Genomic DNA, 25,588 nt, shown 5'->3' on the forward strand with positions numbered 1-25,588 from the left:
ACAAAATAAAAAACCGATTAGTTTCCTAATCGGTTTTTTTGTGGGGAGAGCAGGATTCGAACCTGCGAAGTTCACACAGCAGATTTACAGTCTGCCCTCGTTGGCCGCTTGAGTATCTCCCCCCTTGCTTACGCGAGTGCAAATATAAAAACACTTTTCAGCTTAGCAAATAAAAAAACGACTAAATCGCAAACCTTTTTTCAACGTTTTGGTTTTAAGTAAAATAAAAAAATATCCCAAAGGAGATTTTTCATAGATCATGGTAGGATTTTCTACTTTATATCTAAAAGTTCTTGAATTTTCTCTTTCAAATCTTCACCAAATAAATCTCGAGCTACAATTTTTCCACTAGCATCAATCAAAATAGTGGTTGGTATCTGCGTAACTCCATATTGTAAAGCTATTGGATCCTGCATTTCTTTTAAATTAGAAACCTGCGTCCAGCTTAACTTGTCTTCAGCAATTGCTGCTTTCCATTTGTTGGCATCATCGTCAAGTGAAACACTTATAATATTTAGACCTTTGCTATGCAATTCAGCATAAAGTGCAACCACACTTGGGTTCTCCTCTCTGCAAGGTTCACACCACGAAGCCCAAAAATCTATTAAAGTAACTTTTCCTAAGCCTTCTTTCAAAGAAACCACTTTTCCATCAGGAGTTGAAGCTTTAAAATTGGGAGCAGGATCACCGACAGTAATTACTTTACTTCGGGCTTTTTTTTTGCTCCGTCAATGCTTGTCTTAATAGCTTTACCTGGTTTTGTCTTTTTCAATGACTCATCAAGAGAATTGTAAAGCGCAGGTACCTCTTTCTCAAATTTTGGAGTTCCAAGCATCATTTGCGTTATCAAAACACTAATAAAAGATTTTGGATGCGATTTTGGGTAATTAAAAGTGTAGTCAGTTAGGTCTTTCTGAAGCAAATCATACTCTTTTTTGATTCTGTTCATTGTTACAGTATCGCTTTTTTGTTGCGCCTCATTCATTACAGCCATATTTTTCATTTGAAAATCCATTACTGTTTTCTGAAGTCTTTTTTGAATTTTATTAGACTCATCATTAAATTTACTGAATTCTTCATTGCTGTAAGTTCCACCTAATTTAGATTTGAAAAGACTGTCTTTGTCGACAGTAACCGTAATTTTTCCACCTTCAAGAATGAAAGGAACTTTACCATTCACTTTATCTATTTGTATAAAATGAATTTCCGGTTCGGTAGTTTTTCCTTTAATTTCAAATTTTCCATCAACAATTTTAACAGTATCAATTGCCGTTGAGCCCATTGCCATTGGATTTTGTTTCTCTAAGTAAACTAAACCAGTCTTCATCCCTTTTACAGTTCCTGTAATTTCATATTCACCTTCGGCCAATTTATTACAAGAATAAAGTGCTGTTGCTACGGCTACTAAAAGAATTATTTTTTTCATTTTTTTGTTTTAAATTTTTAACGAATGCAAATGTATTTAATTTGCTACTTGTACAAGTAGTTATTTGATTTTTTTTGTGATTTATTTTTTGTTTGAAGGACATTCAAATTGTGTGCAAATTACGTTGGTTTGTTTGATTCCATTGATTCCTTTTTCAATGTTGATGAAATTATGAATTCCTCTCGATTTTAAAATAGATGCCATAATTACAGATCGGTAACCACCAGCACAATGGAGGAAAAAATCAGCTCCTTTCGGTACTCTTTGAAAATTTTCATTTAAGGTGTCTAATGGAAGATTCACTGCATTTTTTACATGTTCAGCCATAAATTCAGTTGGTTTTCTGGCATCTATAACGATACTGTCTGAAGTGAGTTGTTTCGCAAAATCTTCTGGTGAAATAGAATGTATAGATTCGGTTTCAAAACCTTCCTTTTTCCAAGCTTCAATGCCATTTTTTAAATATCCTAAGACCCGATCAAAGCCTACGCGTGATAATCTGGTGATGGTTTCTTCTTCTCTTCCTTCAGGTGTAACGAGCAGAATTTTTTGATTTACATCTCTTAATAAGGAACCAACCCACGGTGCAAAATTTCCCTGAATACCAATAAAGATTGAATTCGGAATATGTGAATTTATAAAGTCATCTTCGTTTCTAACATCCAAAACAACAACATCGCCTTGATTAGCAACTGCTTCAAATTCTTTAGGCGCAAGCCCAATGTTACTTTTTTCAATTATATTTTCCAAACTTTCATATCCCTGAATGTTCATCATCACATTTTGAGGAAAATAAGCTGGTGGAAGTCCTAAACCATCTAGTACTTCTTTTGTAAATTCCTCTTTGGTCATGTCGGCTCGTAAAGCATAATTGGTTCTTTTTTGATTACCCAAAGTGTCTGTAGTTTCCTTACTCATGTTTTTACCACAAGCACTTCCGGCTCCGTGACTTGGATAAACTATCAAATCATCAGCTAAAGGCATGATTTTATTTCGCAACGAATCAAAGAGATAAGAAGCTAATTTTTCTTGTGTCAAGTCATCTGACATTGCTTGCGCTAAATCGGGACGACCTACATCACCAATAAATAAAGTATCGCCGGTAATGATTCCGTAATTATTTCCGTTTTCATCCATGAGAAGGTAGCAAGTACTTTCCATAGTGTGACCTGGAGAGTGGATTGCTTTTACGGTATAATTACCCACTTTAAACTCCTGATTGTCTTCAGCAATTATAGCATCAAATTCAGGCTTGGCGGTCGGACCATAAACAATTTTACCACCACTTTTGGTAGCCAAGTCCAAGTGACCCGAAACAAAATCGGCATGAAAATGGGTTTCAAAAATATATTTTATTTGAGCATTGTCTCTTTGGGCACGATCTAAGTAAGGCTGTACCTCACGCAGTGGATCGAAGATTGCAGCTTCGCCGTTACTCTCAAGATAATAGGCTGCTTGGGCAATGCATCCCGTGTAAATTTGTTCGATTTTCATTAGTAAAAAATTTAAGCAAAATTAAAAATTACCTACAATAATTGGGCATGAATTTAGAATACTTTATGAAAAAAGCTCTTTGTATACTATAAACATTGACATCATCAAAACTAAAACACCAAATACTTTTTTTAGATGCTTTTCATTGATAAAATTCTGAATATACAATCGTATAAAAATTCCAATTATTGAAATTAAACTGAACGAAAGTAAAAATATCCAATCAATGCTTAAGTTTTGGATATCACCTGTAAAACCAAGTAAGGAATTAACGGTTATGATTAATAAGGAAGTCCCAATCGCTTTTCTCATGGGTAATTTAGCAAATTTCAACAGGACTGGAACAATTAAAAATCCGCCACCTGCACCAATTAATCCAATTAAAATCCCAACAAAAAATAATTTGATGTTGACCAAAACCAGAGATTTAAGTTTAAAGTCAATTAGGTCTTCTTCTCGTTGCGTTTTTAGCATTGAATACGCCGTCATGAACATTACGATTGCAAAAAGCAGCATCAAAAAAGTGGCTTTTGATAATTGAAGTGAACCAAAATAAAACACAACATCTGGAATGCCCGGAACTATAAACTTCCTTGTTAAGTAAACACCAATAACGGAAGGAATGGCAAATAGCAGAGCCGTTTTTGGCACAACTAATCCTTTTTTGAAGTTTTGAATTGTTCCAAATCCCGCTGTGGTTCCAACAATGAATAGGGAATAAGCAGTAGCAATTATTGGATTATAATTGAGAATATAAACCAAAACAGGAACCGTTAGAATAGAACCACCCCCGCCTGTAATTCCCAATACTACTCCTATAATCAAAGCGGCGGTATAACCAATTAATTCAGTCACAGATATTAAAATATGTGTGGTAAAAATAGAAAAAAATATAATGTTAGTGTTCAATAACGCATGGTTTTTAAAGTTTTTTCTTTAGTAAATGCATTTAAAAGTCGCATTATAGTTAATTACTTGACTTATGTTTCATTTTACAATTCATATAAATATCTTTGTTATCCACAATTATTTGAATGATGCTTAAAAAAATACTATGCCTTATGGCGTTTGCTTGCTTTTTTGTGAGTAACGCCCAGATCGTAATTAATGAAATCGATGCAGATACTCCGTCTACAGATGTCAAAGAATTTATCGAATTAAAATCAACAACGCCATTTTTTGCACTTGATGGTTACTCGGTCGTTTTTTTTAATGGAGGATCGGGTAGTGGCAATTTGAGCTATTATGCTGTCGATTTGGATGGGTTGACTACCGATGGCAATGGTATTATACTTTTGGCTAATGCCCAAGTAATTCCTTCGGGTTCTTTTATATTACCTAATAATGTAATACAAAATGGCCCGGATGCTGTCGCGATTTATGCAGGAGATGCTGTTGATTTTCCAATTGGAACAGTATCAACCAATACTAATCTAATCACTGCACTAGTTTATAGTAATAACGGAACGTCGCTTGCCAGTACATTGATGACCGATTTTGGAGTAAGCGTAAGTTATAACGAAAATAGTAACGGCGCTGCAGCAACTCAATCTATTCAAAGAAAATCCGACGGTACTTATGAAGTTAAAGCACCAACACCTAGAACTACTAATGATGGTTCAGGAATTATTTATGACGGAATAACAACCACATTTAGTCCTTCTAGCCCAATTAGTGAAGGGCAAAATCTTACCATTACTTTTAGTACGGATACGCCTGTAACATCAAATTTAAATTTTACAGTAAACCTTACTAATAACTCTTTCAATACGTCTGATTATATAGGAAATCTCAATGTTACTATTCCAAGTGGCGCTTCTTCTGCTTCCACTGTAATTCAACTTTTGAATGACGGAATCAATGATGGTGATGAAGAAATGCTAATTAAAATTGGCACTGTTCCATCTGAGTATATTATTCTTAATAATAATAATATAGTGCGCGTTAATGATGTTAATTTTTCAGTTTTGCCTTTTGGAACTCCAGCAAATCCAACTTATGGGAATGTAACCAGCACTGCGCCGATAGGCTATTATGATTCCTTAGAAGGAAAATCGGGTGCTACATTGAAGCAGGCAATTCAAGATATTATTGCCAATCCAAATGTTGTTCGAGCGCATACTTACGGTGATATTATTTCCATATTAAAAACAGCGGATCAAAACCCCGAAAACAGCAATCAGGTTTGGTTGATTTACACAGAACAGCCTCGATCCAAAATTGATTACCAAACAGAGAATAGTATTATTGGTAAATGGAATAGAGAACACATATATCCTCAATCTAGAGGTAATTATGGCGATTTTTATAATTTTCCTCCAGACGGAATCAATGTTTGGGTACCAACAGGACCAGATGATATTGCTGCAGGATTATCTGATGCGCATCATTTGAGAGCGGTTGATGGTCAGGAAAACTCATCGAGAAATAACAAAAATTACGGAACTGAGTATAACGGACCATCCGCAAATCCTACGTCAACATGGAAAGGTGATGTCGCTCGTGCTGTTTTTTATATGGCGGTTCGTTACAACGGATTAAATGTGGTAAATGGTAATCCAAATGATAATATTATTGGACAGTTGGGTGATTTATCTACACTTCTGACATGGAATCAAACAGATACAAGAGATGATTTTGAAATGAACAGAAATAACTACATCTATACTTGGCAGATGAACCGAAATCCGTTTATTGATTATCCATTATTAGCGGACTATGTTTTTGGGAATAATTATGGACAAACTTGGTCTTCAGCATTATCTAATAGTAGTTTTGATACTGCTAAAATTGTTTTGTATCCAAACCCTGCAAAAGATTATTTCACCGTTTCCGGAATTACAAGTGAGGCTACAATTGAAATTTATTCAGCACTTGGACAAAAAGTTTTTCAAGAAAATTTTGCTGGAGAAGCACGATTGAATTTTAATTTATCTTCTGGAATTTATTTGGCAAAAATAACTAGTGATGGATTTACAACAACTAAAAAAGTGATAATAGAATAGTTTTTCTAAAGTTGTTTAGTGATTTCTAGTATTTTATTCGAATCAATTGGTTTTGAAAAATAACCTTTAACCTTAGAGAATGTTTTGGCTTTTTCCTTGTCTTCATAAGCAATAGAAGAGCTGACGATATAAATATCAGTTTGGTCTGTAAAAATTTTGTCAATTTCAGTCATGAAATCCCAGCCGTCCATTATGGGCATTTCCAAGTCGAGTAGAATGATGTCAGGTAAATTTTTTAGGGTATCCAAAGTAAAATAATCCAAAGCTTCCTTTCCGTTTTTAAAACGTATAAGTTCACATTCCGTTTTGGACATAGCAATAATTTTATTTATCAAAATTTGATAAATAGGATCATCATCAATGATACAAATTACTTTTTTATTCATTTGAAAGAGATTGTAAAGGTAGTTCCTTTCCCCAACATGCTATCCACAGTAATTGAACCGCCCATAGCGTCTATTTGATTTTTTACAATAAACAAGCCAATTCCTTTTGAATCTGGGTTGTTATTGAAAGTCTTGTACATCCCAAACATCTTTTCGCCGTTTTTCTTTAAATCAATTCCAATTCCATTATCCTGAACTTTCAATGTACTGGTTTTACTGTCGAAAGTAATCTTTATTTCCGGAATTACGTCGCTTCGACTATATCTTATAGCATTGGAAATAAGATTAAATAGAATACTTTCAAGATAAGCAGTATTGTAATTAACCATGATTGATGCTGCAACTAAATTTTCAATTTTAACCTGTTTAGCCTCAATTTGTTGGCTTAAAATTAGTTTCGTTTTATTTATATATTCTTTTAGATTAAGAGGTTCACTACTCAAATTAATGTTGGTTCTTATACTTACTACTTCATTTAAGTTGGTCATGGTTTCATTTAGGGATTGTGAAACTTTTTTTAGTAGATCAATCATTTCATCGCGTTCTTCTTTCGTTTCTGCAGTTTCTAAAAAATTAGAAATTGTTTCAATATTGCTGGTGTGCGATCGAAGGTTATGTGAAACGATATATGAAAAATTCAGTAACCTTTTGTTTTGATCTGAAACCAAATCAAAAGATTGTTTTAATTCTTGTTCAGCTCTTTTTTTCTCTGTAATGTCTTCAACAATTGCAATATGATTGGTTGGTTTGTCTCCGATTTTTCCAATCCCAGATATAATAAGATTCACCCAAACCGTTTTTCCTGATTTATGGATGTATCTTTTTTCGAAATCTAATGCATTAATGACTCCATTTTTAAGTTTTTTCATAGAATCTATGTTTTCTTCTAAATAATCGGGATGTGTTATAGACTGAAAGTTCATGTCTGCTATTTCGTGTTCAGTGTACCCAATGATTTTACAAAATTCAGGATTTACCGAAACAAATTTTCCCGTACCAGTTTCAATTCGGGCAATTCCAATTGGAGATTGATCAAATATTGCTTTAAATTCTCGTTCACTATCTACTATTTTTTCTGCTTGGTTATGAACCAACAATTGTAAACGCGCAGGTTTTTTCATGATGGAAGCAACCCAAAGTCCGCAAAACAATGAAAATAAAAATCCTAAAACACTTGACGTTATCAGTTGATAAAATAAAGCGTTTTTATCTCTAGCAATTATATAAAGCTTCCAATCCCCATCGGGAATGGTAACACTCTGAAAATACTTATTCGAAAAATCTTCCTTTGTACTAAGAAAAAATTCCTCTTTGTTAGTTGCCGGCTTAATTTTTGAAAACTGAAAATAATATTTAGAATCATCAATAGAGCCAATCCCTGAGAGTTTTATTAAGGTTTTCAGACGGATAATAACGCTCGCAAAACCCCAAAATTTCCCCTTCTTGAAAATCGGTAAACGGCCTACAGCAACAACTCCGCCTTGTTTCAGATGGAATGGTCCGGCAAAATACATCATTTTTGTTTTAATTGACTTAAGCGCCTCTACTTTTGCATCAGGAGTATTTAATATATCGTAGTTTAATACGGCTTCATTCCCTTTTAAGGGATAAACATATTTAATGACGCCATTTGGAACAAGTTGTACGGCATCAATATTTGGATTGTTGTTAACCAAATGAGGAGCAATTTCATCAAAATTTTCCGGAACACCATCGTCATTCACAGTCAGTGCCAATGTTAGGGTAGTCGCATAGCTACTTTTTAGAATTTGCTCAAAGTTATACTGCACAACATTAAGAATGTTTGACATTTCACGGTGCTGATTGTCTCTTACTGCATTGTATCGGAGTTTTACCAAAAAGCTTACTAATAGCAGAAATAGAAAAAATACCAAAATCCCAGTAGTATTTGGTCTAGTTAGAAACCATTGTGATACACTTTTCCAATTTTTCTTGAAACTCATTGCTTCTGCTGATTTTAAATAATCAAAAGTAGATTTATAAAGATATAGAAAAAAATAATATTAAATTGTATTTTCACTTTGGTCTAAACATAAATTGCTGCGCTAGATGTAGTTTTGATCAAATGTTTTTGAAATAGAACAATTAAGTTTAAATACTTAAAATAGAGTATACAAAAAAGAGCGACATTTCTGCCACTCTTTATAAAAATTAAAATTTGTTAATTTATTATCGTTTGATAGATTTTATTATTTGAAAAGATCCATCGTTCATTTTTAAATTAATTAAATACATAGCTGATCTTAAATCGCTAAGATCTATTTGACTTGCTGGTTTGATAGTTTTTACTAATCTACCAGAAAGGTCTATTACAGCTATTGAAACTACATCTTTAACATCAGAAATTGTGATGAAATCTGTGAAAGGATTTGGAGCAATGGTCAATTTCTTATCAAGAGTCACTTCGCCAATACCCAATTCAGGAGTACAAGTTGTAGTAATTGTATAAGTACCAAATTGTGCTGCAGAATAAGATGAAAATAAAATACTATAAGTAGTTCCAGTGGTAGCATTAAATGTTACCGTTGGAGAATTAGTAATACCAGTCGAAGCATGTTCCGTAAATGCCTAAGGATTTTGAGAATACCTGTAGTTATAGCCCTTGTGATTTCTTATCCGTTATCCCCAAAAGTTGCCACTATCACTGCAGGGTTTAGCTTGAGGGTATTTACATAATTTTTGACAGAGAAGGTATTCATACGGTAATACATGATCTTGGCACATACCAGTGTGAAAGAACCTTCGGGCAAGGGTAAACTGGTCCAGGTAGTTTCATTTTGGCTAGGCGAGTTTTGGTCAAATGGGATAATAGTATAATCTTCTGCTATAGTTGCATTATCGCCTAAGTTGGTAGAGTATGCATACAATACTAATTCTGCTTTATGCACATTTTCGGGGAATTGCAGCTCTGTTTGCGTCGTAAATGCAGGGATGGTAAAAACCAATTTCCGCTCATTGTTAAGTACAGCAGTAATAGGCGGTGTGAAATAAGTGGTAAAAGGAGAGTGGTTGTTAAACTCAAATCCGGCCAAACTCCCCATAGTACTATTAAACGGATTTCGTTCTCCTTTGGGCAGTTGATTGTTGGTTTGAAGTGCTTTATAAAACGCGCCTGCGAAGCGACGGTACATATAACTGTCGTTTAGGCCTACCAAAAAAGAACCTAACCCCAATCGCAATTGCTTTGCCCAAGTGCTGCATTGCCTAAATTCGGAGCCACTGATTTTAGTGGCTTTTGTCTGTTTACGACGTGCCGCTTTAGACTGTACAATCTGTTTACCGTCTAAAGTTCTAAATACTACATTCCCAATAGTGCCTCTGAAATTCTTTTTATTGTCTATGCGTGCCATATTATAACTATTTGCAATTCAATAGTATAAAAATACAAATTTCTTATCTGAGTCGTACTTGATTCTAGTTAAATATATAATAAATGAATAATGATACTATAATCATTTTATAAAAATACCAGTTTTTATAGAGTCACTATAGACTCACTATAGTATCATTATAGTATCACTTAGAACATATCTATAGCTTTCAGGTAAACAGTTTAGGGTAAGTAGGCCTGAGAAAGGAGCGGCTAAAACTATTTGCCGATACAGAAATTGGCAAAAATATTACCTAGCAATTCATCGTTAGTAACTTCGCCAGTAATCTCGCCAAAATAGTATAAGGCTTGCTTGATATCTATGGCCATCAAGTCAGAGGGTAATCCTGATTGCAGTCCGAATTTTACTTTCTGTATTTCTTCCAATGCTTTTAATAACGAATCATAATGACGCGTGTTGGTTACGATGGTCTCGTTATTGCGCAAAGCGCCAGTGTTTACAAAGGATAGTAAGGTGTTTTTTAATTCGTCGATTCCTGTTTTTTGCTTTGCACTGATTGTTTCAAGTTTCAGGTTTAAGGTTTCAAGTTGTTGGCGTATTGCATTTACTTCTTCTTTCGAAAGTAAATCTACTTTATTGATGATAACTAAAAGTGGTTTTTGAGGAAATTTATTCTTAATTTTCTCTATTTCAACGTGAAACATTAAACCTGAAACTTGTAATTCTTTTGCATCTAACAAAAGAATTACAACCTGCGCTTGCTCAATTTTTTCAAAAGTTTTTTTGATTCCGATGCTTTCTATCACATCCTTGGTTTCTCTTATTCCAGCCGTATCGATAAATCGAAACCCAATGCCACCAATAACCAATTCATCTTCAATTGTATCGCGAGTTGTTCCCGCAATTTCGGAAACAATGGCTCTTTCTTCGTTTAGCAATGCATTTAATAATGTAGATTTTCCAACATTGGGTTCACCCACAATGGCTACCGGAATACCATTTTTAATGACATTTCCAACAGCAAAGGAATCAATCAATCTTTTTAGGACGAATTCGATACGTGTCAATAATTCATTGAATTGGGTTCGGTCTGCAAATTCTACATCTTCTTCCGCAAAGTCCAATTCGAGTTCGATTAACGAAGCAAAATTCAATAGTTCCCCCCGTAGTTTAGAAATCTCATTCGAAAAACCACCACGCATTTGCTGCATTGCTATTTGATGACTCGCTTCATTATCTGACGAAATTAAATCGGCTACAGCTTCAGCTTGTGATAAATCCAATTTCCCATTCAAGAATGCTCTAAGTGTAAATTCTCCAGCTTGTGCCATTCGACAGCCTTTTCGCAATAACAATTGAATAATCTGTTGCTGAATGTAAGTCGAACCATGACAAGAAATCTCGACAACATCTTCGCCAGTATATGACTGTGGATTTTTAAATATCGAAAGCAAAACCTGATCAAATACTTTTCCATTATCTATAATATGTCCAAGATGAATGGTGTGCGTTTTTTGTTTAGAAATGGCCTTGCCAGATACCGATTGAAAAACTTGTTCAGCTATGGTCAAGGCATTTGTGCCTGAAAGACGGAGAACAGCAATCGCACCAGCGCCTGATGGTGAAGCTAAGGCTACAATAGTTTCTTGTGAAATCATTCCTAAATTTTTTGCAAAGTTAAGAAAAGAGATTAGTAATAATTTTAAAAGTAAACAGAACTTCAAATAAGATGGAAATATTTATTTTCCTGATATTCATCATTTTTATTCTGATGTTTTTTAGCTAATTTTGGAAGTATAAAATCAATTGAAATGAAAAAAATACTTTTTCCTATAGACTTTTCTGAAGCATCAGATAATGCTTTTATTTATGCGCTTGAGATGGCAAAATTATTTAAATCAAAGTTGGTTTTGTTGCATACATTTGATTTGCCAATTGTCGAAAGTGAAGCCATGCCCTTAAATTATGCCACAATCTATGACGATCTTCAAATGGCAAATTTTGAGCATTTTAGAGACGAAATTCAAAAACTTCGGGCGCTGATGCAAGAGAGAAATTTAGAACATATTGTCATGAATCATATTTTGATGGATGGTGATTTGATTTACAACATAAAGAAAGTGATCCAACAAGAAAACATTGATTTCGTGATTATGGGAACTAATGGCGTAAAAAATTGGTTCGATTCTTTTCTTGGAACTAATGCTGGTGCTGTAATTTCAGATGTTGCGGTTCCGGTCTTAAGTATTCCTGTAGAGTCAAAATTCCAAAAAGTGCAAACTATTGCATTCACGACTCGATTTAGAAAAAAAGACATCGAAGCGCTGGTTAAAGTCTTATTGTTTGCTCGAAAAATGGATGCCCAAGTTAAATGTCTTTATGTTAAAACGGCTGCATCTGATGTGACTGACGAAACAATAAAAAGATGGCAATCTCATTTTGAAGATGAGAAAAGACTACAATTTTTTATCATTCCAAATGAAAATGTTAAAGAAACGATCGAGGATTTTCTATTAGGGCAAGACATTGACTTGCTTGCAATATTAACGTATAAACGAAATTTCTTTGTAGAGCTTTTTACAACAACAACAACGCAGCACTTATCCTATTATTTAAAAACCCCAATTTTGGCGTTACATGAATAAAAAAAACCGCAACTTTTTTCAAAATTACGGTTCTGGGTATAAAGGTTAGTTTATATTTAGTTATTCAACATTACTGGCATTACAAGCATAGTAACCGTTTCGCCTTCGTCTAAACCATCAATTGGAGTAAGAATTCCAGCGCGGTTTGGCATCGACATTTCCAACATGATTTCGTCAGAAGTTAAATTAGTCAACATCTCCGATAAGAATCTTGAGTTGAACCCAATTTGCATATCATCACCTTGGTAATCACAGGTCAAACGCTCTTCCGCTTTGTTAGAGTAATCAATATCTTCCGCAGAAATATTCAATTCGGCACCCGCAATTTTTAAACGAATTTGGTGTGTCGTTTTGTTAGAGAAAATCGCAACACGACGTACAGAATTCAACAATAAAACTCTGTTAATCATTAATTTGTTTGGATTTTCTTTTGGAATTACCGCTTCGTAATTTGGATATTTTCCATCAATTAAACGGCAAGTCAAAATATAACTTTCAAAAGAGAAAGTCGCATTTGAATCATTGTATTCGATAGTAACATCAGCATCAGAAGTTCCTAAAATGCTCTTCAAAATGTTCAAAGGTTTCTTTGGCATAATAAAATCAGCTACTTGCGAAGCTTTGACATCGGCACGTGCATATTTTACTAATTTATGAGCATCCGTGGCAACAAATATCAAACCTTCTGGAGAAAATTGGAAAAACACTCCACTCATTACCGGACGCAAATCATCGTTTCCTGCTGCAAAAATCGTTTTGCTAATGGCTGTTGCTAAAACCTCAGAAGGAATTACCGTTGATGATGGATTGTCTAAGTTTACCGATTTAGGAAATTCTTCGCCTGGAGCATAAGCAATAGCATATTTACCCGAATTAGAACTGATTTCAATCGTACTATTTTCTTCTACCGTAAAGGTCAAGGGTTGCTCTGGAAATGTTTTCAGGATGTCTAACAACAATTTCGCCGGAACAGCAACGCTTCCTTTGCTCGTTGAATCAATTTCTAAAGTAGCCGACATGGTAGTCTCTAAATCAGAAGCCGAAACGGTTAAGTTTTTGTGATCTAACTCAAATAAGAAGTTGTCTAAAATTGGCAACGTGTTACTGCTGTTGATAACGCTACCTAAAACTTGAAGTTGTTTTAATAAGTATGAACTCGATACTATAAATTTCATCTGAATTTTTTATTTATTTTTTGGATGATGGAATATCCATTGAATCCACTTTAATGATGAACCGCATTTGATGCATTTCATCCTAATTTATTTTTTACAAATATATCTTAAACTAGGAGATTTCAAAAAGTTTTTTATTAACACTTATTTGCTGTATTTACGCTTGCGTAAAATGGTAAATAAAACGCCAAACAATATCAGTATAACTATTGGTGCTGCAACAGTTATCACTTGGGATTGCGTGTAATTTTCTATGACTTTTTGTTTGTCTAAAAGCGGTATATTCACTTCCTTGCTTCTAATGTTAATAAGTCCGCTATCATCCAGTAAGTAATTCACACAATTCATCATGAATTCCTTATTGGCATATAAAACGCCCGTTCGCTGGTCTAAACCTAGTTCAACCGCTCTTTGATTTTTGTCTAATTGATTTTTAACCACATCACCATCAGAAATCACGATCATCTTGTTTGCTTTACCTGAATTTTTAAATGCCGGATCTTTAAAGGCTAAAATTCTATTTTCATAAACCGAATGAAACTGTCCTTCCAATAAAACAGAAACCGGATAATTCCCTCCGCCCACAAAATCTTTCGGACCCAATTCTTCTGATGCCATTCTTAAGCTAATCTCTGCTGGCGTTCCAATAAGTTTTGAATATTGTGACGATTGTAGTAAAACCGTTTTTTTAATATCATTTTTTAGGAGTTCAATCGGACTTGCAAATTGAAATTTAATCGCATCTAAATTTGTGGTAATAGGATGTTTCGAATCTTGCGGAGGATAAATCATCGGTGAAAAATACCAAGGCAACTGAACGCGTTGCGTGCCACTTCCTGGTTCGCCGGTTTCTAATACAATAGGTGTGGCCAATAAATCTTTGATTATTTCAGGATGCATCCGAACGCCATATTTGAAGAACATATCATTCAAGTTCAAATCTCTTGGAAATGCTAGATTGGCTCCCGTATCATTATACAAGCTGTCCATTTCCATATTGACTTGATCCACGAGCCAAATGGTTTTTCCGCCACTGATAACATATTGGTCCAATACTTGTTTTTGCTCGTCAGAGAAAGCTTGGGTTGGTTTAGCAATAATAGCCAAATCATATTTTTTCAGATACTTTAAACCAGCCGTTGGGTTTTGGTTTATCGAATCCAATGGAAACGGCGCAATAAAATAATTTTCCTTTACCGATTTAATAAAATCAGCCATATAACGGTCTTTCAATTCCCCGTTACCTTGAATGATAATTACTTTTTTCTGATTTTTCTGCGTAACAGCATTAATAGCATTTGCGAAAGCATATTCTAAATGCTGAACAGAACTTACTACTTTTTCAGAAGTAGAAGCGCCCATCATATTTTTTAACAACGGCACTTTAACAGAACGATCACCGCTAGTAGCAATTGCCCATGGTAAAACTATGGCTTGTGTTTGTTTTCCTTTATCCGATAAAGTAACGCTGACGGGCATCATGGTGTTGCCAATAAATGAATTTTTTACGGCATCATTTAAATCGGCTACTTTTTCAATGCTGGCTTTAATCTCTTTTGCTTGAGCAGAATCTGTAACTTTATTTTCTAATTTGTATAAAGAATAAATGATCTCACGTTTGGTATAATTATCCCCTTCATCATCACTCAACGGATTAATGAATCTAAAAATAATATTAGAATTTTGTGATTTGAATTCTTCTAATAATTGTTGGGTTTCGGTTTGTAATTTCTTGAATTCTCCCGGAAAATTTCCTTCCAAAAACACATCGATATATAAAGGTTCTTTGACATCGCTCACAATCTTTAATGAGGTTTGCGAAAGCGTATATCTTTTATCAGCAGTAAGGTCAAAACGCTTGAATACAAAATGACCCATTAGGTTTAAAATCACTATAATCCCTATAGTTAATCCTATTTTTTTTAAGTTGTTGGTAGTAGCGCTCATTACGATTTTAAGGATTTAAGTTTAAAAACAGTGAACGATAAAAACAGGAACGAAACAGTAACAAAATATAAAATATCACGTGTGTCCAAAACGCCTCGCGACATACTTTTATAATGATACTCCATTCCGATTCGGGATACGGCATTTTCAAATTCTTTAGCATAAGTAGAAAGGCCTTCAAATCCGAAGTAAAATAAGAAACAGAAAAATACCGAAAGTAAGAAGGCTACAATTTGATTTTCTGATAAAGTAGAAGTAAAAATCCCGATGGAAGTGTAAGCTCCAACCAAGAAAAGTAATCCAAAATAAGAACCCATAGTTTGTCCCAGATCAATATTACCTTGTTGCAATCCCAAACTTGAAATCACATAAACGTAGACTAAGGTTGGAATGAGAGCCATAACGATTAGTACAAACGAACCGAGAAATTTTCCATTTACGATTTGCCAAAGCGATAACGGTTTGGTTAATAATAGTTCAATGGTACCTTGCTTTTTCTCATCCGAAAAACTGCGCATCGTCACTGCCGGAATAAGGAAAATAAAAATCCATGGCGCCAAAGTAAAAAACGGACTCAAATCGGCAAAACCACTTTGTAAAATATTGTATTCGCCATCAAAAACCCAAAGGAATAAACCGTTGAGTAACAAAAACAATCCAATCACTAGGTAACCAATCGGCGAACCAAAGAAGGATTTTATTTCACGTAACGCTATTGATTTCATTTATGATTATTTATCGATTATTGCTTTTTAGCAAATCCTAATTTAAAATTTATAATTCAAAATTTAAAATATCAAGGCAGTGAAACTAACTTATCCACGCTCCAAGCTTCTGGTTTCTCATTAAATAGTTTTTTGGTAAACGTCCAAACGTCATAAAACAATTCAGATTGACGGTAATTTTCCAAATCGTCTTCGGTTTCCCAATAACTATAGGTAAAGAAAATACACGGATTATTTTTGTCCTGATACAATTCCAAAAAACGATTCCCTTCAGAACCGCGAATTTTTTCTTTCATTACGTCAAAATTCGCTAAAAACTTAGGAATATGCTCTTCGTGAAAACTCATTTTTACTATTCGTATAAACATATTATTCGTATAAACATATTATTCGTATAAACATATTATTCTTATAACTTTTAACTTATCCCTTTTCCCTTATTCTAATTTCCAAAATCTATTATCACCACATCTCTATAATTCAGTCCCAATAAACTTGCGGCTGAACCAACCGTTTCTGGATTACTTCTGAAAATTGCAATCTCTAAAAATCCAGCTTCGTTGAAAAGTGCCAGTTTTTCGCCTTCATAATACTTTAAGGGATATTTTTCAGAAATTCCAACATCCGAATATTTAGATAAGATGGTTTTAATCGTTTGGTTTCTGTATTGTACAATATATGGTCGGCTTCTACCCATTTCAAAAAATGTCTTTTTCGAAATATTAGTCACCGCATTGCCCAAATGATCGATATAAATTACATAGCCTTTAATTTGGTTTTCCAATATAACGGCTTGCAATTCTGTCACTTCTTTTATGTTTTTGATTTCTTTTCCAATAACGTTCGGCAAACCGCCTTTGGCCAAATGGCACGCCACTTTTACAAACACATCCAAATCGGTAGCATCATCTGGTAAACGATCATGGATATTGATAGAAAAAATTTTCTCCGGAATAATTTTCTGGATTAGTATGCTTAGAATCCCGTTATCAGCACAAACAAAGTAGTGGTTATTCCACTCCATCGCAATATGTTGATTTTCGGTATTTCGTTCTATATCAACACCTATTAAGTGAACTGTTCCTTTCGGAAAGCTCAAATATGCAGCTCCTATTATATACGCCGCTTCAGCAGCATTAAAAGGATCAATATTATGGGAAATATCAATAATAGTGGCTTCAGGAAACTCTGATAGCAATTTACCTTTTAAAGCACCAACAAAGTGGTCTTTTAATCCGTAATCGGTTGTTAAGGTAATTATTGACATAAATTGTTTATAACTTGAATGAAAATCGGTTCTAAAAATAGTAAAACCTATTCTTTTAATTGTGTAAATTTGGGTACAAAGCTAATAATATATAGCGAATTATTTTAATTTAATACTCACGCTTTTGAACGAACGTATCATTGAATTACACGACATCGCACCAAAAGAATTTTGGGGCGCTCAAGATGCTCATCTTGAAACTATTAAAAGGTATTATCCTAAACTCAAAATTGTCGCTCGTGGCACAACACTAAAGGCATATGGTGAAAAAGCTGAACTCGATGAGTTCGAAAAACGCTTCAACCGCCTGATGTTGCACTTTACGCGTTACAACAATATTGATGATAACGTTATTGACCGAGTCATACACAGTAATTCTCAGGAAGAACAGCGTATGCCGGATAGTGATAAAATTTTAGTGCACGGAATAGGAGGAAAGCTGATTAAAGCCATTACGCCTAACCAACAAAAGCTTGTGGAATATGTAGCCAAGAACGATATGGTTTTTGCTGTCGGTCCAGCCGGAACAGGAAAAACCTATACAGGAGTGGCATTAGCAGTAAAAGCGCTAAAGGAAAAACAAGTAAAAAGAATTATTCTAACACGTCCTGCGGTGGAAGCTGGCGAAAATCTAGGTTTTCTTCCGGGAGATATGAAAGAGAAATTAGATCCGTATATGCAACCGTTATATGATGCTTTGCGCGATATGTTACCGCCACAAACGCTCGAAGATTATCTTCTTAAAGGAATTATACAAATCGCACCTTTGGCTTTTATGCGAGGACGAACTTTAGATCATGCTTTCGTAATTCTGGATGAAGCCCAAAACACAACGCATTCGCAGATGAAAATGTTCCTAACTCGTATGGGTAAAAATGCGAAGTTCATTATTACTGGAGATCCTGGACAAGTAGATTTGCCTCGAAGATCAATTTCCGGATTGAAAGAAGCCGTTTTGATTTTGAAAGATGTTGAAGGTATTGGAATTATCTACCTTGATGATAAAGACATCGTGCGTCACCGTTTAGTGAAAAAAGTTATCGATGCCTACAAAAGCATTGAGAATAACGATTACTAAAATTAACGAATTTTTGAAATGTTAAACCTGTCAAGTGAAAAAACCTGACAGGTTTTTCAATTATATTTGCAGCCTAACCAAAATATAATGAGACTAAAATCATTCCTACTGCTGTTTTTGTTTTCTACAATTGCAACTCAAGCACAAACTTTAAAACTGGAAGACATCATGAAAGGTGATGGCTTTATAGGATACCAACCCGAAAATTCGCGATGGTCATTAGACGGACAGATAATTTATTTTGACTGGAATCCAAAAAAAGAATGGGGCTCTAGCACCTATTATTGGAAAAAAGGAATGAAAACGCCCGAGTTGGTTACCGGAAATGAAATTAATCTTTCGCAGCAAACTTACATTCCAAATTCAGATAAGTCGATTTTCTACTATGTTGATAATGGGGCTTTGTATTCGTACAACGTAAAATCAGCAAAAACAGTAACACTTTTTCAGCAGAGTGTGCCAATAAGTAATTTGCAAGTTGGGTCAGAAAAAGGGATCGTTTTCTTTGAACAAAATAATAATATTTTCCAGTTCAATACTAATGAAGCGAGCGTAATGCAGCTTACGAATTTCAAAAAAGGAAAAGAAAAAGATAAACCTGTTGAAGACAACTTTTTAGACAAGCAGCAAAAAGAATTATTCCAATACATCCGCGATCAAGAAGCGAAAAAGAAATGGTATGAGGCTAAAGCGAAATTGGTTAAAGCTGATTTTCCAAAAGCGGTATATTCTGATAAAGCCGATTTTCTCAATTTGACGGTAAACCCAAAAGGGACTTCTGTAGCTTTTACGTTATTCGAAGCATCGGAAAACAAAAGCGAAATCATGGAAGATTTTATTACTTCCGACGGGTACAATAGGTCAAGAGAAGTAAAAACGAAAGTATCTACGAGTAACTTTTTCAAAACTAAATTTGGAATCTACAATACCTTAAAAGATACGGCTTATTTCGTTGATTTTTCTAAATTGAGTCATAGTAAAGACAAACCGAAATATTACGAATTGTATCCTGAATTGAATAAAAAAGAAGCAACGGAAAGAGCGGTTTGCGTGAATCAAGTTGTTTTTTCGACAGACGGAAAGTATGCTGTAGCAGATATCAGAAGTCAGGACAATAAAGACCGATGGTTGATAAGTCTCAATCAAGAAGAGGGCAGTTTTACCGAATTAGAGCACCAACACGATGAAGCTTGGATTGGTGGGCCAGAAATTCCAGCCTATTCGTTTGAAGTGGGAACTTTAGGCTTTTTAGCGGATAATCAAACGATTTATTTCCAATCAGAAGCAACGGGATATTCTCATTTATATACCTATAATTTGATTTCCAAATCAAAAAAACAACTCACATTCGGAAATTGGGAAGTGCATAAGGTTGTTTTGTCCAACGATAAAAAAGCATTCTATTTAACCACAAATACCACACATCCAGGAAACAGAGAATTCTATAAACTATCGGTTTCCGGTGGGAAAATGGAGCCAATTCTGGTAAAAGAAGGCTATTCTGAGGTGAAACTTTCTCCAGACGAAAAGTCTTTGTTAGTTCGTTATTCCTATAAAAATAAACCTTGGGAATTGTATGTAGCGGATAACAAAGCGAACACTACGGTGACCCAAATTACGCAATCGCAATCGGAAGAATTTAAAAAATACAATTGGAGAGCGCCCGAGGTAATCACTTTTAAAGCGCAAGATGGAGCTAATGTCAATGCTAGAATTTATGTTCCGGAAGCTAAAGTTAAAAATGGAGCAGCCGTAATTTTTGTGCACGGTGCCGGATATTTACAAAATGCACACAATTATTGGAGCGGTTACATGCGCGAATATATGTTCCATAATATGTTAACTGATTTGGGTTATACGGTGCTTGATGTTGATTATAGAGCTAGTGAAGGTTACGGACGCGATCATCGTATTGGAATTTACCGATTCATGGGCGGCAAAGATTTATCAGATCAAGTCGATGGTAAGAATGTATTGGTCAACAAATATGGTATTAATCCAAATAAAGTTGGAATCTATGGTGGCTCTTATGGCGGATTTATAACATTGATGGCCTTAATGACTGCGCCGAACGATTTCAAAGTGGGTTGCGCAATTCGTTCTGTTACCGATTGGGCACATTATAACCACGAATACACGGGTAATATTCTGAATTTCCCAGAAACGGATCCCGATGCTTTCACAAAATCCTCCCCTATATATTATGCGGATAAGTTGCAAGGTCATTTATTAATGCTTCACGGAATGGTGGATGACAATGTGGAATACAAAGATATCGTTCGTATTTCGCAACGTTTTATCGAATTTGGGAAGAAAAGCTGGAGCTTGGCTTCGTATCCTGTAGAACCACATGGTTTTAAAGAAACCTATTCTTGGGTTGATGAATATGGTCGAATATTGGAACATTTCAATACCTATTTATTGGACAAATAATTTATTAATAAGTACATTTACAGCCACAACAATAATTTATCCTGAGCTTGTCAAAGGAACACAACATAATGAATACACTAACTACAACTAATTTCCAGTTTCCTGGACAAAAATCAGTTTATCGTGGCAAAGTCCGCGAAGTCTATAACATCAACGACGAATTATTGGTAATGATTGCTACCGATAGATTATCTGCTTTTGATGTCGTATTGCCTAAAGGGATTCCGTACAAAGGTCAAATCCTAAATCAAATTGCTACTAAGTTCATGCATTTGACACAAGATATCGTACCAAATTGGCTTATCGCAACTCCCGATCCAAACGTAGCTGTCGGACATCTTTGTGAACCTTTTAAAGTCGAAATGGTGATTCGAGGCTATCTTTCTGGTCATGCTGCTCGCGAATATGCTCTCGGAAAAAGAACGATCTGCGGTGTAACAATGGCGGAAGGTTTAAAAGAAAACGATAAATTTCCAACACCTATTATTACTCCAACAACCAAAGCCGATAATGGCTCCCATGATGAAGACATTTCACGGGAAGCTATTTTGGCTAACGCAATAGTTGCAGAAGAAGATTATCTTGTTTTAGAAAAATATACCAGAGCTTTATACCTGCGAGGAACAGAAATCGCAGCAAGTAAAGGATTGATATTGGTGGATACCAAATACGAATTTGGGAAAACCAAAGACGGAATCATTGTCCTTATTGACGAAATCCACACACCCGATTCTTCCCGTTATTTCTACGCGGATGGTTATCAAAATAGACAAGATAGTGGAGAAGAACAAAAACAATTGTCGAAAGAATTTGTACGTCGTTGGTTAATAGAAAACGGTTTTCAAGGAAAAGAGGGTCAACAAATTCCAGATATGAGTGATGACTATATTGAAACGGTTTCTGAGCGCTATATTGAATTATACGAAAACATATTAGGCGAAAAATTTGTAAAAGCAGATATCACTAATATTAACGAACGAATCGAAAAGAATGTTTTGAGTTTTCTAAATAAATAAGATAACAATCAAATAAAGATTTACTAACCATGCTTTTGCATGGTTTTTTTGTTCTTTGTACTAGCTAAAAAAATAATTAGAATAGTAACTTTTTTTTGTAACGAATTATAATCTAAAGAGTCTTATCCTTTAATCATAAATATTTAAATCACAATCATCATGAAAAAATCAATCATTATCCTAGGATTAGCTCTTGTAGCTTTTACAAATGTAGCCGAAGCAGCCACTGTTTCAGCTAGTGCAACTTCAATTGAAATTGCAAACTACGAAAACACTCCTTTGTGTTCCGCAATTATGAAAGGCGATCTCGAAACCGTTAAAAAGTTTATTGAATACGGTTCCGATGTTAACGAAAAATCAAATGGACTAACTCCATTAATGTTTGCAGCCCGTTACAACAAAGTAGAAATCATAAAATATCTAGTAGAAAAAGGAGCAGACAAACAACTTAAAGATGAAAAAGGAAATACAGCATTAAACTATGCAGAGTTTTCAAAATCTCAGGATGCCGTTACCTGTTTGAAATAAGCTAAAGTAAAAATCTTAAAAGCGTCGTTTAAAGTTAAACGGCGCTTTTTTATTTATTACAATCAGTAAAAACAATCAAAATGTTAAATATATCTTAAATTTAAGTACTATGCAAAACAAGGTATTAGTTTTTAGCCATATATTTGCATAGGATATTAATCACAATATCAATAGTAAAACATCAATCATCATAAAATCAAAATCATCATAAAATCAAAATCATCATGAAATCATCAATCATTTTTTTAGGACTAGTTGCTTTAAGTTTTAATACTTCTAATGCAGCTAACGCGTTTAAATTAGACAGTTTAGACCAACAAGAATTTGCTACAATTAGTGTAGACAACAATCAACAAGAAAGCCTAATGGTTTTTGCAGACAGTTCAAGAAGTACAATAGGAACTGAAACAGTGATCTTCAATCCAAGTTCAGTAATCACAACAGTTTATGTTAAAACAACAGAGGAATTAATTGCCGAAAACAATTTGGTTACCCAAAACACAGAAGCAGAAGCTCAACCTCTTACAGTAGATTTTACAGTTGAAAACCGAATCGCAGAAGACAATCAAATTATTGAGAGTACTATTTCAAATGTCACTTGTCCTTTGGATTTTGAAAAAATAAATTACAATCTTAAAAGAATTAAAGCAGCTCACCACGAGGCAATCACTGCAGATATAAAATTATAAGTTTTAGGTTGATTGGCTTTCGCAGCCATGCGAAAGTAAAAAAGCATCCCAATTGGGATGCTTTTTGTTTTATTTGAAATAAGAAAAACTATCGTTGTTTTCTATTTTTAGTAGCGTTTCGTATATCAGTTTAATCACATTTTCAACATCATCTCTATGAACCATTTCCACGGTTGTGTGCATATAACGCAAAGGTAACGAAATCAAAGCTGAAGCAACGCCGCCATTACTGTAAGCAAAAGCATCAGTGTCAGTTCCGGTTGCTCTTGAAGTCGCGTGTCTTTGAAACGGAATCTTATTGGCTTCAGCCGTATCGACAATTAAATCTCTCAAAGTGTTGTGAACCGCAGGAGCATAAGCAATCACTGGTCCTTTACCCATTTGTAAATCACCTTCAATTTTCTTTTCGATCATTGGAGTAGTAGTGTCGTGACAAACATCTGTTACAATAGCGACATTGGGTTTAATCGTATTAGTGATCATTTCGGCACCGCGAAGTCCAATTTCCTCCTGAACCGAATTCGTAATATAAAGTCCAAAAGGCAATTTCTTCTTGTTTTCTTTCAAAAGTCGAGCTACTTCAGCAATCATAAAACCACCCATTCTATTATCAATCGCACGGCAAACAAATTTATCGCCGTTCAAAATCATAAATTCATCTGGATACGTAATAACACAACCTACATGAATACCCAATTTCTCCACTTCTTCTTTTGTAGAACAGCCACAATCAATAAATATATTGCTTAAACTAGCCGATTCTTCCTTACCACGATTTCTAGTATGAATCGCTGGCCACCCAAAAACGCCTTTCACAATTCCTTTTTTTGTATGGATATTAACTCGCTTTGAAGGTGCAATTTGATGATCAGAACCACCATTTCGAATTACATAGATAAGTCCGTTATCGGTAATGTAATTTACATACCAAGAAATTTCATCCGAATGGCCTTCAATAACCACTCTGTATTTCGCATCGGGATTTATAACCCCAACAGCCGAACCATAAGTATCCGTAATAAAAGTGTCAACATAAGGTTTCAAATAGTCCATCCAAATCTTTTGTCCATTCGATTCATATCCGGTGGGAGAAGCATTATTTAAGTAAGTTTCTAAAAAAGAAAGCGATGATTTCGTAAGTATAGATTTTGTTGCCATAAATATTTTTTTTGCTAAAATATAAATTTGGCATTAGAGTTGTTATGGATATTATATATTTTTACCCTAATAATTCCAATCGATGAAATCAAAGATTCACGAATGCCCAAAATTCAATTTTAAAATCATAAGTAAAAAGTTCCTTTATTTCTTTTTATTTATTTGTTTTTCAGCAATTTCAAATGCCCAAGTCACGAACGATTCACTTGTAAAAAGAGATCTTGACATAGAATCAAAAGATACTGTTGTTGCATTGGAAGAAGTTTTTATCTACAAGCAAAAACTTACTACCGAAGAAAAGAAAGCGTTTCAATTACTTCAAAACAGAGTCTATAAAGTATATCCAATAGCAAAAACAGCCGCCGATAGATTAATGGTCCTCAATAAAAACATGGACAAAATGAAGACCAACAAAGAAAAAAAGAAATACTTCAAAATTGTCGAAGATTATATGGAGAACGAATTTACTGGTCAATTAAAAAAACTTTCCCGAAAACAAGGGCAAATATTAATCAAACTCATCCATCGCCAAACTGGCTTTACGACATTCGAACTAATCAAAGATTATAAAAGCGGTTGGAAAGCATTCTGGTCCAACAACACAGCCAAATTATTCGACATTAATCTCAAAACTAAATACGCACCCTACGAAGTTAACGAAGACTTCCTTATAGAAACCATTCTCGACGGAGCCTTCTCAAGAGGTAGACTTGCTGCCCAAAAATCAGCTAATCCAGTAAACATTGATGAATTGTACGATTTTTGGGTAAAAAAAGCAGACAAACAGTAGTCTTATTTTTCCATTCTTTTTATTTAGCAGCACAACCATTCTCGTCTTCATGACGCTTTGTCCCGCTATTCGCTGTATCTTTTTCCTTAAAAAAGGAAAAAGGATGCCACTACTATCGGGGCTAAAGACCACTTTTGGCTTCATCAGGACGTATAAACATCCTCCAAAAATCCCGTAGGGATTACATATTGGTAGAATAACGGGGGCATGATGTAAAGCGCCCAATGTAAAATCCGTGTTATCAAGACATTAAAAAAAAGAATAAAAAAGGTATGTTTTTATTTGGTTTGAAAGAGTATTAGTTTTTATATTTGCACCCCGCAAGGGATTAAGTTCATTGAATTTTTGGGTAAACGAGCAGAAAAAAATAAATTTAAAAATTATTTTCAAAAAAGCTTGCCAGAATAAAAAAGATAGTTACTTTTGCACCCGCTAACCGAAAGAGCAGCGATTTAATCTGAACTAGTTTTAGG

The 25,588-nt window shown here is 34.6% G+C and carries 23 protein-coding genes and 1 tRNA gene; 8 read left to right on the forward strand and 16 right to left on the reverse strand.

Annotation, left to right across the window (positions count from 1 at the left end; genetic code table 11):
* Positions 1–41: 41 nt before the first annotated feature.
* From PSU83_RS07190 to PSU83_RS07210, 5 genes are all read right to left on the reverse strand, one after another.
* A tRNA-Tyr gene (locus tag PSU83_RS07190) sits at positions 42–122 on the reverse strand.
* 150 nt (positions 123–272) lie between these two features.
* Positions 273–698, reverse strand: a complete 426-nt coding sequence (locus tag PSU83_RS07195; RefSeq protein ID WP_300588391.1) for a TlpA disulfide reductase family protein — start codon at positions 696–698, stop codon at positions 273–275.
* The gene (locus PSU83_RS07200; RefSeq protein WP_300588364.1) at positions 698–1,426 is read right to left on the reverse strand and encodes a DUF4369 domain-containing protein; all 729 of its coding nucleotides are present in this window, start codon (positions 1,424–1,426) and stop codon (positions 698–700) included. Before PSU83_RS07200 ends, PSU83_RS07195 begins: the two co-directional genes overlap by 1 nt.
* A gap of 81 nt (positions 1,427–1,507) precedes the next feature.
* Positions 1,508–2,920, reverse strand: a complete 1,413-nt coding sequence (locus PSU83_RS07205) for an MBL fold metallo-hydrolase (RefSeq protein WP_300588365.1) — start codon at positions 2,918–2,920, stop codon at positions 1,508–1,510.
* Between the two features lie 63 nt (positions 2,921–2,983).
* A complete protein-coding gene (locus tag PSU83_RS07210; protein ID WP_363319876.1) occupies positions 2,984–3,775 on the reverse strand; it encodes a sulfite exporter TauE/SafE family protein in 792 nt (263 codons plus the stop codon).
* 206 nt (positions 3,776–3,981) lie between these two features.
* Here PSU83_RS07210 and PSU83_RS07215 point away from each other — a divergent pair, with 206 nt between their 5' ends.
* Positions 3,982–5,925 (forward strand): endonuclease, encoded by a 1,944-nt coding sequence (locus PSU83_RS07215; protein ID WP_300588366.1) that lies wholly within the window; start codon positions 3,982–3,984, stop codon positions 5,923–5,925.
* A gap of 5 nt (positions 5,926–5,930) precedes the next feature.
* Here PSU83_RS07215 and PSU83_RS07220 read toward each other — a convergent pair whose 3' ends face one another.
* From PSU83_RS07220 to mnmE, 5 genes are all read right to left on the reverse strand, one after another.
* Positions 5,931–6,311: a response regulator gene (locus PSU83_RS07220; RefSeq protein ID WP_300588367.1), complete on the reverse strand. Its 381-nt coding sequence runs from the start codon at positions 6,309–6,311 to the stop codon at positions 5,931–5,933.
* Positions 6,308–8,275 (reverse strand): PAS domain S-box protein, encoded by a 1,968-nt coding sequence (locus PSU83_RS07225; protein WP_300588368.1) that lies wholly within the window; start codon positions 8,273–8,275, stop codon positions 6,308–6,310. Before PSU83_RS07225 ends, PSU83_RS07220 begins: the two co-directional genes overlap by 4 nt.
* A gap of 226 nt (positions 8,276–8,501) precedes the next feature.
* A complete protein-coding gene (locus PSU83_RS07230; RefSeq protein WP_300588369.1) occupies positions 8,502–8,750 on the reverse strand; it encodes a T9SS type A sorting domain-containing protein in 249 nt (82 codons plus the stop codon).
* A gap of 194 nt (positions 8,751–8,944) precedes the next feature.
* Positions 8,945–9,682: a hypothetical protein gene (locus PSU83_RS07235; protein ID WP_300588370.1), complete on the reverse strand. Its 738-nt coding sequence runs from the start codon at positions 9,680–9,682 to the stop codon at positions 8,945–8,947.
* Positions 9,683–9,921: 239 nt separating this feature from the next.
* Positions 9,922–11,322, reverse strand: coding sequence for a tRNA uridine-5-carboxymethylaminomethyl(34) synthesis GTPase MnmE (mnmE, locus tag PSU83_RS07240; protein ID WP_300588371.1), 1,401 nt, complete (start codon positions 11,320–11,322; stop codon positions 9,922–9,924).
* 153 nt (positions 11,323–11,475) lie between these two features.
* On the opposite strand from mnmE, the gene PSU83_RS07245 reads away from it, so the two are divergent.
* Positions 11,476–12,309 (forward strand): universal stress protein, encoded by an 834-nt coding sequence (locus PSU83_RS07245; protein ID WP_300588372.1) that lies wholly within the window; start codon positions 11,476–11,478, stop codon positions 12,307–12,309.
* A gap of 56 nt (positions 12,310–12,365) precedes the next feature.
* Here the strand turns inward: PSU83_RS07245 and dnaN are convergent, their stop codons facing one another.
* The 5 genes from dnaN to PSU83_RS07270 all read right to left on the reverse strand — a co-directional run bounded on the left by dnaN (position 12,366) and on the right by PSU83_RS07270 (position 17,423).
* Positions 12,366–13,484 carry a DNA polymerase III subunit beta gene (gene dnaN, locus PSU83_RS07250; protein WP_300588373.1) on the reverse strand — a complete coding sequence of 373 codons (1,119 nt, stop codon included), beginning with the start codon at positions 13,482–13,484 and terminating at the stop codon, positions 12,366–12,368.
* Positions 13,485–13,628: 144 nt separating this feature from the next.
* On the reverse strand, positions 13,629–15,431 hold the full coding sequence (gene gldG, locus PSU83_RS07255; RefSeq protein ID WP_300588374.1) for a gliding motility-associated ABC transporter substrate-binding protein GldG: 1,803 nt from the start codon (positions 15,429–15,431) through the stop codon (positions 13,629–13,631).
* Positions 15,431–16,156, reverse strand: a complete 726-nt coding sequence (gene gldF / locus PSU83_RS07260) for a gliding motility-associated ABC transporter permease subunit GldF (protein ID WP_300588375.1) — start codon at positions 16,154–16,156, stop codon at positions 15,431–15,433. The genes gldG and gldF overlap by 1 nt, the downstream gene beginning before the upstream one ends.
* 71 nt (positions 16,157–16,227) lie before the next feature.
* Positions 16,228–16,524 carry an antibiotic biosynthesis monooxygenase family protein gene (locus PSU83_RS07265; protein ID WP_300588376.1) on the reverse strand — a complete coding sequence of 99 codons (297 nt, stop codon included), beginning with the start codon at positions 16,522–16,524 and terminating at the stop codon, positions 16,228–16,230.
* A 74-nt stretch (positions 16,525–16,598) separates the two neighbouring features.
* Positions 16,599–17,423, reverse strand: a complete 825-nt coding sequence (locus PSU83_RS07270; protein WP_300588378.1) for an SAM-dependent chlorinase/fluorinase — start codon at positions 17,421–17,423, stop codon at positions 16,599–16,601.
* 124 nt (positions 17,424–17,547) lie between these two features.
* Here PSU83_RS07270 and PSU83_RS07275 point away from each other — a divergent pair, with 124 nt between their 5' ends.
* The 5 genes from PSU83_RS07275 (at position 17,548) to PSU83_RS07295 (ending at position 23,167) form a co-directional block, all read left to right on the forward strand.
* Positions 17,548–18,501, forward strand: a complete 954-nt coding sequence (locus PSU83_RS07275) for a PhoH family protein (protein WP_300588380.1) — start codon at positions 17,548–17,550, stop codon at positions 18,499–18,501.
* Between the two features lie 87 nt (positions 18,502–18,588).
* Entirely contained in the window at positions 18,589–20,934 is a 2,346-nt protein-coding gene (locus PSU83_RS07280) for a prolyl oligopeptidase family serine peptidase (protein WP_300588382.1), read from the forward strand.
* 68 nt (positions 20,935–21,002) lie between these two features.
* Positions 21,003–21,950 (forward strand): phosphoribosylaminoimidazolesuccinocarboxamide synthase, encoded by a 948-nt coding sequence (locus PSU83_RS07285; RefSeq protein WP_300588383.1) that lies wholly within the window; start codon positions 21,003–21,005, stop codon positions 21,948–21,950.
* Positions 21,951–22,109: 159 nt separating this feature from the next.
* Positions 22,110–22,478: an ankyrin repeat domain-containing protein gene (locus PSU83_RS07290; RefSeq protein WP_300588384.1), complete on the forward strand. Its 369-nt coding sequence runs from the start codon at positions 22,110–22,112 to the stop codon at positions 22,476–22,478.
* A gap of 224 nt (positions 22,479–22,702) precedes the next feature.
* Positions 22,703–23,167, forward strand: a complete 465-nt coding sequence (locus tag PSU83_RS07295; protein ID WP_300588385.1) for a hypothetical protein — start codon at positions 22,703–22,705, stop codon at positions 23,165–23,167.
* A gap of 69 nt (positions 23,168–23,236) precedes the next feature.
* Here the strand turns inward: PSU83_RS07295 and PSU83_RS07300 are convergent, their stop codons facing one another.
* Entirely contained in the window at positions 23,237–24,325 is a 1,089-nt protein-coding gene (locus PSU83_RS07300) for a M42 family metallopeptidase (RefSeq protein ID WP_300588387.1), read from the reverse strand.
* A gap of 82 nt (positions 24,326–24,407) precedes the next feature.
* On the opposite strand from PSU83_RS07300, the gene PSU83_RS07305 reads away from it, so the two are divergent.
* The gene (locus PSU83_RS07305; RefSeq protein WP_300588389.1) at positions 24,408–25,115 is read left to right on the forward strand and encodes a DUF4294 domain-containing protein; all 708 of its coding nucleotides are present in this window, start codon (positions 24,408–24,410) and stop codon (positions 25,113–25,115) included.
* Positions 25,116–25,588 lie beyond the last annotated feature (473 nt).

The organism is Flavobacterium sp., from assembly GCF_029945805.1.
Taxonomy (GTDB): Bacteria; Bacteroidota; Bacteroidia; order Flavobacteriales; family Flavobacteriaceae; genus Flavobacterium.